This window comes from bacterium (assembly GCA_021372775.1).
GTDB lineage: Bacteria > Acidobacteriota > Polarisedimenticolia > J045 > J045 > JAJFTU01.
In genome coordinates, this window is record JAJFTU010000101.1 from 1 (window position 1) to 9,554 (window position 9,554).

The window sequence follows — 9,554 nt, forward strand, 5'->3', positions numbered from 1 at the left end:
GCCGGCAGGTTCTCGATCCTGAGGCGCCGCTTCTCGCGCTCGCTCATCTGGAAGATGTCCTTGTTGACCGGCGGGCCGCAGTCGATCTTCTTGTCCATGCCGTCGAGCCCGGCGCAGAGCATCGCCGCGAAGGCGAGGTACGGGTTGCACGACGGGTCGGGCATCCGGACCTCCACCCGCGTGCCGACGCCGCGGCGCGCGGGGACGCGGGCCAGCGGGCTGCGGTTCCGCTCCGACCAGGCGATGTTCGTCGGCGCCTCGTAGCCGGGCACGAGCCGCTTGAACGAGTTGACGATCGGGTTGGTCACCGCGCAGAGCGCCTTGGCGTGGGCCAGCACGCCGCCGATGTAGCGGCGCGCGACGGTCGAGAGGCCCCACTCGCCGGCGGGATCGTCGAACGCGTTCTTCCCCTCGGCGGTGAACAGCGACTGATGGGTGTGCATCCCCGAGCCGTTGACGCCGTAGAGCGGCTTCGGCATGAACGTGGCGTGCAGGTCGTGGGCGAGGGCGACCATCCGGACGACCTGCTTGAAGACGATCAGGTTGTCGGCGGTGACGAGCGCGTCGGCGTACTTGAAGTCGATCTCGTGCTGGCCGGGGGCGACCTCGTGGTGCGCCGCCTCGACCTCGAATCCCATCTTCTCGAGGATGTTGACGATGTCCCGCCGCGCGTCCTCGCCGCGGTCCACCGGGGAGAGGTCGAAGTAGGCGCCCTGGTCGTGGGTGTTCGTCGTGGGCGAGCCGTCGGCGTTGCGCTGGAAGAGGAAGAACTCGGCCTCCGGGCCCATCATCGCCCGGTAGCCGAGCTTCTTCGTCTGCGCGACGGCGCGCCGCAGCGCCCCGCGCGGGTCGCCGAGGAACGGGCCGCCGTCGGGGTTCGCGACGTCGCAGATCAGCAGCGCGATCCGGTCCTTGTCGCCCCCTTCGCTGGGGAAGATCCGCAGCGAGTCCAGGTCCGGCTTGAGCAGCATGTCCGATTCCTGGATCCGCACGAACCCTTCGATCGACGACCCGTCGAACATGATCTCGCCCGCCAGCGCCTTGTCGAACTGCGGGTCGGGGACCTCGACGTTCTTGACCACGCCGTGGATGTCGGTGAAGACCAGCCGCAGGAACCGGATCTTTTCGTCCCGCAGGATGGCCCGGGACTCCGCTTCGGACCTCGCCATCGTCGCCCTCCTTCGGCCCGCGCGGCGTACACACCGTGCGCGCGCTGCGCCGTGATTGGGCAACGATAAGTCACATTTGACGGCAGTCAACCCTATGCGTGGCTAATTCTCTGCAACATGACTCCGCAATCGGCGTCATTTTGCATGATGCGAACAATAACGGACGATATGGCGTCGCATCATCCTTCGCTGTCGAGCAAGGCGAGGAACGGCGCGTGGTCGGCGAGGTCGGGGAGGAGCAGGTCGGGGAGGCTCGCCGCGAGCGTCGCGGCGTCGGTCCAGCCGGTCGCGACCGCCACCGCCCGCATCCCGCCGGCCCGCGCCGCGGCGACGTCGTGCTCGGTGTCGCCGACGACGAAGACCCGCTCCGCCGGCACGCCGAGCCCGCGCGCCCGCGCCGCGGCAGCCTTGGCGACCTCGCCGCGGTCGCCGCCGTCGGCCCCGAAGCCGCCCGGCCGCTCGGCCAGCCGCTCGAGGCCGACCGCCCCGAGCTTGAGCCGCGCCCCCTCGCGCACGTTGCCGGTCAAGAGCCCGACAAGCGTGCCGGGGCGCGCCTCGAGCCGCGCCACCAGATCGACCACCCCGGGCATCACCTCGACCACCGCCCGGGCCAGCGTCCCGGGGAGCGCGGCGAGGTAGGCGGACGTGATCCGCTCCGCCGCCCTCTCGCCGTCGTGCCCCAGCCGGCCGGCGAGCTCCCGCACCAGCACCGGGTCGATCCGGCCGCGGAAGTCCATCTGCAGCGTCGCCCCGCGCGCCTCGTCCAGCGTCACGCCCAACGCCGCGGCCGCGCCGCGCGCGAGCGCCTCGCGTCCCGCGCCGCCGGCCTTGAGCAGCGTTCCGTCGATGTCGAAAAGAACCGCCGTGCGCATCGCTTCGGTCTCCATGCGCCGATTCTAGGCGGCGCGCGGCTACAATCGAACGTTCGGGGAGGATTCGATGCGCTGGCTGACGTTGGCGGTCTGGGGAGTGGCGGCGATGGCGACGACGACGGGCTGTTCGCGGACCAAGACGCCGCCGGCGGCCGAGCCGAACATCCTCGTCGGGCCCCGCTTCTGGACGGGCGACGCGGCCCATCCCTGGGCCGACGCCCTCGTGTTGAGCGAGGGGCGGATCGTCGCCCTCGCCTCGAAGGCCGAGATCCCCAAGCTGATCGCCGGCGGCGGCTCGGTGCGCGAGCTTCCCGGCGTCGTCGCCGTGCCGGGGCTGGTGGACGCGCACGGCCACCTCGCCGGCTACGCGCTGGCGCGCCGGCGGGTCGATCTCGCCGGGACGACGTCGGTCGAGCAGGCGCTCGACCGCGTGGAGAAGTTCGCCGCCGCCCATCCCGACGACCGCTGGGTCCAGGGGCGGGGCTGGGACCAGAACGAGTGGCCCGACCACGCCTGGCCCGACGCCGACCGCCTCGAGCAGATCGTGCCGGGGCGTCCCTGCGCGCTGTGGCGCGTGGACGGCCACGCGCTCTGGGTCAACCGCACCGCGCTCGCCGCGGCCGGCATCGGCCCGGCGACGAAGGATCCGTCGGGAGGGACGATCCACCGCGACAGCGACGGACGCCCGACCGGCATCCTCGTGGACAACGCCGCCGAACTGGTCGCCGCGAAGATCCCAGCGCCGTCGGCGAAGGAGCTTCGCGCCGCGCTCGAGGCGGCCGCGCCCGAGCTGACGGCGCTCGGCCTCACCGGCGTGCACGCGATGGACGTGGACGGCAAGGAGTGGGACGCGCTGGAGGCGCTCGCCCGCGAAGGGCGCTTCCCGCTGCGCGTGACCGCCTACGCCAAGCTCGAGTCCGATCTCCATCGGCGGCTGCTCGCGCAGGGGCCGCTCGTCTCCGGCCGCCTGCGCGCGGCGGGGGTGAAGCTCTACGCCGACGGCGCGCTCGGCAGCCGCGGCGCGCGCCTCCTCGCGCCGTACGACGACGCGCGCGGCGTCAAGGGGCTCTGGATCGTTCCGCCGAAGAAGCTCGAGGAGCAGGTCGCCGCGGTGCTCGCCGCGCGCCTGCAGCCGGCGGTGCACGCGATCGGCGACGCCGCGAACCGCGAGGTGCTCGACGCCTTCGCCGCCGCGGAGCGGCGCGACCCCGCGGCGCGCGACCTGCGCCCGCGCGTCGAGCACGCGCAGATCCTCGACCGCGCCGACGTTCCGCGCTTCGCGCGCCTCGGCGCGATCGCCTCGATGCAGCCGACGCACGCGACCTCCGACATGCCGTGGGTCGAGGACCGCCTCGGGTCGGCGCGCCTCGCCGGCGCCTACGCCTGGCGCTCGCTCGCCTCGTCCGGCGCGCGGCTCGCCTTCGGCTCCGACTTCCCGATCGAGTCCCCCGATCCGCGGCTCGGCCTCTACGCGGCGACGACGCGGCAGGACCTGCGCGGCGCGCCGTCCGGCGGCTGGCTCCCCGCGCAGCGGCTGACGCTCGTCGAGGCGCTCGCGGCGTTCACGCAGGGCGCCGCCTACGCCGGGCGGGACGAGGAGAACGTCGGCCAGCTGACGCCGGGGAAGTGGTGCGACGTGACGGTCTTCGGCATCGACATCTTCAACGCGCCGCCGCGGGAGATCGCCGAGGCGCCGATCGCCGCGACGGTGATCGGCGGGCAGGTCTTCTTCCGGCAAGCGGCGCCGAAGCGTTGAAGGAGCGGCGTTCGTCCGCGACAATCCCCCGCATGCCCACGAAGCGCCTGCCGAAACTTCCCGCGGCCGCCGAGGCCGAGCGTCCGCCGTGCGAGCGGTGCGAGGCCCTCTGCTGCCGCTACTTCGCCCTTCAGCTCGACACGCCGGAGGACGCCGACGACTTCGATTCGATCCGCTGGTACCTCCTGCACCGGCACGCCTGGATCTGGGTCGAGGACGGCGACTGGTACCTGCAGGTGGACGAGCCGTGCCGCCATCTCGACGCGGCGAACCACTGCACGGTCTACGACCGGCGGCCGAAGATCTGCCGCGAGTACGGCCTCGCCGAGAACCGCGAGAACCCCGGCGACCCGCTCTGTGACTTCTTCGCCCGGGACGCGCGCCACGACCACGAGTTCCGCACGATGGAGGAGCTCGACGCCTACGTGGACGCGTTCTTGGCGGAGAAGGAGGCGCGGCGGCGCCGCCGCTCCGAGGCGGCGAAGAAGGCCCGCGCCGCCCGCCTCGCGAAGCAGCCCGCCCGCTGAAGCCGAACCCGGCCGCGGACGCGCCTCGCGCGCCCGCGCCGCGGGGCGGGCGAAGCGCGCGACGGCGAGCGCCGCGCGCCGCTACACGGCTTCGGGCAGCGTCTGCAGCAGGAACGACGAGAGCCGGCGGCGGTCGCCGTCGCCGAAGCGCTCGAACTCCAGCCCTACGCCGTGCGGCTCGCGGCCCGTGGTCGCCGCCGCGCCGACCCGCCGCACGACGCGCGCCACGACCCGCAGCGGCGCCTGCGAGCCGGGCAGCCGCAGGCGCAGGCCGATCCGCGAGCCGACCGACACGGCGGAGGTGGTCTCGACGAAGAGGCCGGAACTGGAGATGTTGCGGGCCATGCCGAGCAGCGTCCCCGCGGGGCCGTCGAAGAAGACCGGGGCCTTCAGCGGCGCCCGCGGCCGCCGCACGTAGCACCACGCGCGGTCGTGCCCGAGGCGATGCAGTTCGCCGAGCGCGCCGCGCGCCCGCCGCAGCAGTTCCGGCGCGTTCTCGGCGTCGGCCGGCACGCAGGCCGCGCCGACGTTCACCGTGACCTCGACGTCGGTGATCCCCGGCGCGTCCTGGAAGCCGAACGACTCGACGGCGGTGCGGATCCGCCCGCCGACCTGCCGCGAGTCGCCCCGCCCGGCGCCCATCAGCAGCACGCCGAATTCGTCGTCGCCGAGCCGCGCCACGGCGTCGGTCTGGCGCACCGTCGCCGAAAGCACGCCGGCGACGTTGCGCAGCGCCTCGTCGCCGACCTCGCGTCCGTACTGTTCGTTGATCGAAGCGAGCTGGTCGACGTCCACGACCAGCACGGAGAGCGACCGCCCCTCGCGCGACGAGAGCTCGAGGCCGCGGTCGATCCGCGCGAGGAACGACGCCTCGCGCGGCAGGCGGGTCAGCGGATCGCGGTCGTCCGCCGGGTCGCCGGTGAGCGGCGGCAGGAAGCGCGCGCGGATCCGCTGCACTTCGACCTGCGCCCCGCCCCCTTGCGGCGAGAGGAGCGCGTCCACGAGCAGCTGCGCGCCGTCGCGGCGCGAGAGGACGAGGTTCGTCGGCGTCGGGGCGAGGACGCGCGGCAGCCGCCCGAAGTAGAGCGGGAACGAGGCGCCGCCGCCGAAGGCGTCGAGGTCCTTGCCGCGCCCGACGACGTCCGCGGCGACCCATCCGGTGAGCCGCTCCATGCGGCCGTCGAAGGCGCGCAGGATTCCCGCCTCGTCCACGGCGAACAGCCCCCCCGTCGCGCGGACCGCGGAGTCCGACGCGCGCCCCCCCGGCGCCGCGGAAACCGGGATCGGTCCGGTCGTCCGCCGTTCCACGTCGCCGAACGCGGGCCGCGGGATCGGCCCCGTCACGAACGACGCGTTGCGACCATCGGAACCCTCGCCCTGCATGGTTGTGAACTCCCTCGGCCGGCGACGTCGCCTGCGCCTTGCCCCCGATTCTCTGTAACGAAAGTCCACGCGCCGGCGAACGGAAATCTACGGGCGCCGGGACCGCGCGTCAGCGACCTTCGGCGTCGCCGGCGACCCGCGCCCGCAACGCCGCGATCTCCTCCGCCGACGAGGCGCGCCAGACGCCGCTCTCGCGCCGCTGCGCGATCGTCTGCGCGGGGTAGCGGACCGAGGTGATCAGCTTGCCGGCGAGGCTGAAGACGTGCGTGCGCCCCCGTTCGCCGAGCACCACATAGGTGTTGCGTCGTTCGTCGTGCAGCACCGCCTCGTTCGGCGCGCGCGAAAGATCGAGCGCCGCCATGCGCGTCGGCCGCTCCCCCTGCGCGTGCCGCTCCTCGGCGTGCTTCGTGCGCCGGCCGCGCGCCCGCTCCTCGCGCTCGATCCGGCGCGCCACCCCGACCAGCGTCCCCTCGATCCGGCTCTCGAACGCCGGACCGGCGAGGCGGCCGCGCTCGATTTCGCGCAGCGTCGCCTGCCCCCAACGTGCCGCCGCCGCCCAGGGGATGCCGCCCATGCGGTCGTGGAGCCACTCGATCGGCTCGCCGGCCGGACCGGCGGCGACGATGTTCAGACCGAGCCTCTCCCGCCCGCCGGCGCGCGCGGCGACGATCAGCAGCGAGACGGCGAGCGCCTCGCGCCCCTCGGCGACGGCGGGGGAGCGGAACCAGCCGGCGACGACCTCGCCGAGCACCCGGAACTCGCGGCGCGCGTCGCGGAAGGAGGGAAGCAGCTCGCGCTCCAGCTCGCGCCCGCGCAGCGCGGCGGCGACGATCGCGGGCGGCTCGGCGTAGAGCTGGTCGAGCCGCGGCTCGCGCCGGTCGAGCAGCAACTGGGCGAAGTCCGCGAACCGCGGCGCGCCGGTCGGGCCGAACCCCTGGAAGACGTGCCGCGAGGACGGGGGCGCGGCGTGCGCGCAGTCGCTCCCGCCGCAGCGGAGGCAGAAGACCCGCCCCGGCCGGAACGTCTCCGCCGCCGCGAGCAGGTCGTCCACCGCGCGGTCGAGGTCGGCGTCGCAGTCGCGGGTCGCCGCGGCGAGAAGGTCCTGGTCGCCGGAGATCGGCAGGCGCAGGTCGAGCGCGAGGATCGGGTCCCCGCCGGGGGCGAGGTGCCCGTGGGGATGGCGGTCGATCCGCCGGCGCGCCTCTTCCGCCAAAAGGCGCATCGCCTCGGCGATCCTTGGCTCCATGATTCCATTGTACGAGCCCCCGCGTCCCGGTTTGCCGGGCCGCGCCCCGCGGGGGATCATCCCGCCGACGGAGGCACACATGTCCGAGAAACTGGCGATCGACGGCGGCGTTCCGGTCCGGACCCGCCCTTGGCCCAAGTGGCCCGTTCACGGCGAAAAGCACGAGCAGGCGCTGCTCGACGTCCTGCATTCCGGCGCGTGGGGCATCGGCGGCAAGCGCGTCGCGGAGTTCGAGCAGGCCTACGCCGACCTGCACAAGGCGAAGCACGGCGTGGCCTGCACCAACGGCACGGTGGCGCTGGAGATCGCGCTCTTCGCCGCGGGGGTCAAGCCGGGCGACGAAGTGATCACGTCGCCCTACACGTTCATGGCCAGCGCGCAGGCCGCGGTCGCGGTCGGCGCCGTGCCGGTCTTCGTGGACGTCGAGGAAGGGACGCACAACCTCGACCCGAAGCTGGTCGAGGCGGCGATCACCGACCGCACGGCGGCGATCATGCCGGTGCACATCGGCGGCCGTCCGGCCGACATGGACGCGCTGCTCGAGATCGGGCGGCGGCGCAAGATCGCGATCGTCGAGGACGCGGCGCAGGCCTGGATGGCCGCGTGGCGCGGCACGCCGGTCGGCGCGATCGGCGACTGCGGCGGCTTCAGCTTCCAGTCGAGCAAGAACATCACGGCCGGCGAGGGCGGGATCGTCCTCGCGAACGACGACGCGGTCTACCAGCGCGCCTGGTCGTACCACAACTGCGGCCGCGTGCTCGGCGGCGAGTGGTACCAGCACGACATCTCCGGCTACAACTTCCGGCTGACCGAGTTCCAGGCGGCGCTGCTCCTCGCGGGGCTCGAGGCGCTGCCGGCGCAGCAGGCGAAGCGGAACGCGGCGATGGCCGAGCTCGACCGGCTGCTCGCGGACGTGCCGGAGATCTCCACTCCGACGCCCGATCCGCGGATCACGGCCCACGCCGCGCACATCTACATGTTCCGCTTCGACCCCAAGAAGGTGAAGATCGCCAAGATGGACTTCGTGAAGGCGATGTACGCCGAGGGCGTTCCGGCGGGGCCGGGCTACACCCTGCCGGTCTACAAGCAGAACTTCTGGAAGTGGCTCGAGGACCGTCCGACCGCGACCGGAAGGCCGTGGCGCGAGTACGTCCGCGTGCCGTACGAGTCGTACAACCTGCCGGTCTGCGAGCGGCTCTGCGACGACACCGTCTGGATCAAGCAGGACGTGCTGCTCGGCGGCCCGGAAGAGATGGCCGACGTGGCCAAGGCGATCCGCAAGATCGTCGAGGCGCGGCGCGCCTGAGCCGCTCCCGAGGCGGCGCGATCGACGAGGGCCGGCGGCGACGCCGGCCCTTCGTCTTGCATCCCCGCGTAGAATCACCGCGATGAGCGAGATCATCCCCGGCATCGAGGCCGTCCCGCCGCCGACGCCGCGCGAGAGCGCGGTCGTCGCCGTGCTGCGGCGCGGCCCCGAAGGGTGGGAGGTGCTGCTCGGGCTGCGCTCGGGAAAGAGCAGCTTCTTCCCGCGCAACTGGGCCCTTCCCGGCGGCTCGCTCGAGGCCGAGGACGATCCGGACGCGCCGGGCGCGCACGCCCGCTGCGCGGCGCGCGAGCTGTTCGAGGAGACGGGGATCGCGATCGGCGCCGAGAAGCTGGTCTCCGTCGGCGTGAAGACGACCCCGCCGTTCCATCCGATCCGCTACCGGACCGAGTTCTTCGTCACGCCGGCGCCCCCGGGGCTGACGCTCCCGGCGAACGCCCCCTCGCCCGACGAGAACGAGGACCTGCGCTTCTGGCTCGCGGCCGAGGCGCTCGAGGCGTGGGACCGCGGCGAGATCCACTTCCCGCCGCCGCTGCCGCCGCTGCTGCGCGCCTTCGCGCGCGAGCGCGCGGCGCGCTTCGACCAGCTCCCGCGGCTGCTCGCGGTCGTCAGCGAGTTCGAGGAACGGACGCCGCGGAACGAGTTCCTGCCGTGGGTCTGGATGCTGCCGGTCGAGGCGGGGACGCTCCCTCCGGCGACGCACACCAACGTCTGGATCGCCGGCGGCAAGCGAGTCGTCGTCGTCGATCCCGGCGCCGCGTCGCGGGCCGACGTCGAGCGACTCTTCGAGGTCGTCGCGCGGCGGCTGCGGATCGGCGCCGAGCCGGAAGCGATCCTGCTGACGCACCAGCACCGGGACCACGTCGCCGCGGCGGCGGAGCTCGCCGCGCGGCTGCGCGTCCCCGTGCGCTGCCACGCGGCGACGGCGGCGACGCTGTCCGCGCGCGGCTTCGAGGGGCCGCTGCGCGGCGACCTCGAGGACGGGACGCGGCTCGATCTCGGCGGGACGACGATCGTCGCGCACCACACGCCGGGGCACGCGCCGGGGCACCTGATCTTCGAGATTCCCGAGCGGCGCGCCGCCCTCTGCGGCGACCTGCTCTCCGGCTTCTCGTCGATCGTGATCGATCCGGGCGACGGCGGCGACATGGGGCAGTACGTCGCCTCGCTGCGCCGGGCGCAGGAGCTGGAGATCGATCTCTACTTCCCGGCGCACGGTCCGCCGCTCGGCCGCCAGGCGCTCGCCGCGGCGCTCGCGCACCGCGCGGAGCGCGAGG

At 73.7% G+C, this 9,554-nt stretch carries 8 protein-coding genes; 4 read left to right on the forward strand and 4 right to left on the reverse strand.

The window, feature by feature from the left end; translation table 11 throughout:
* Window positions 1-1,169, reverse strand: a 1,169-nt coding sequence (gene glnA / locus LLG88_03470; protein MCE5245967.1) for a type I glutamate--ammonia ligase, incomplete at its 3' end; no start/stop codon positions are given.
* 179 nt (window positions 1,170-1,348) lie between these two features.
* Entirely contained in the window at window positions 1,349-2,056 is a 708-nt protein-coding gene (locus tag LLG88_03475) for an HAD family hydrolase (protein ID MCE5245968.1), read from the reverse strand.
* 52 nt (window positions 2,057-2,108) lie between these two features.
* Between LLG88_03475 and LLG88_03480 the strand changes: the two genes are divergently transcribed.
* Together LLG88_03480 and LLG88_03485 are read left to right on the forward strand one after the other, a co-directional pair.
* Entirely contained in the window at window positions 2,109-3,797 is a 1,689-nt protein-coding gene (locus LLG88_03480; protein ID MCE5245969.1) for an amidohydrolase, read from the forward strand.
* A gap of 32 nt (window positions 3,798-3,829) precedes the next feature.
* Window positions 3,830-4,324, forward strand: coding sequence for a YkgJ family cysteine cluster protein (locus LLG88_03485; GenBank protein MCE5245970.1), 495 nt, complete (start codon window positions 3,830-3,832; stop codon window positions 4,322-4,324).
* A gap of 81 nt (window positions 4,325-4,405) precedes the next feature.
* On the opposite strand, the gene LLG88_03490 is transcribed toward LLG88_03485, so the two are convergent.
* On the reverse strand, window positions 4,406-5,668 hold the full coding sequence (locus LLG88_03490) for a diguanylate cyclase (GenBank protein MCE5245971.1): 1,263 nt from the start codon (window positions 5,666-5,668) through the stop codon (window positions 4,406-4,408).
* A gap of 148 nt (window positions 5,669-5,816) precedes the next feature.
* Window positions 5,817-6,953, reverse strand: a complete 1,137-nt coding sequence (locus LLG88_03495) for a hypothetical protein (GenBank protein MCE5245972.1) — start codon at window positions 6,951-6,953, stop codon at window positions 5,817-5,819.
* Between the two features lie 79 nt (window positions 6,954-7,032).
* On the opposite strand from LLG88_03495, the gene LLG88_03500 reads away from it, so the two are divergent.
* Window positions 7,033-8,259 carry a DegT/DnrJ/EryC1/StrS family aminotransferase gene (locus LLG88_03500; GenBank protein MCE5245973.1) on the forward strand — a complete coding sequence of 409 codons (1,227 nt, stop codon included), beginning with the start codon at window positions 7,033-7,035 and terminating at the stop codon, window positions 8,257-8,259.
* An 82-nt stretch (window positions 8,260-8,341) separates the two neighbouring features.
* Window positions 8,342-9,554: MBL fold metallo-hydrolase (locus LLG88_03505; GenBank protein ID MCE5245974.1), on the forward strand; the 1,213-nt coding region annotated here is incomplete at its 3' end.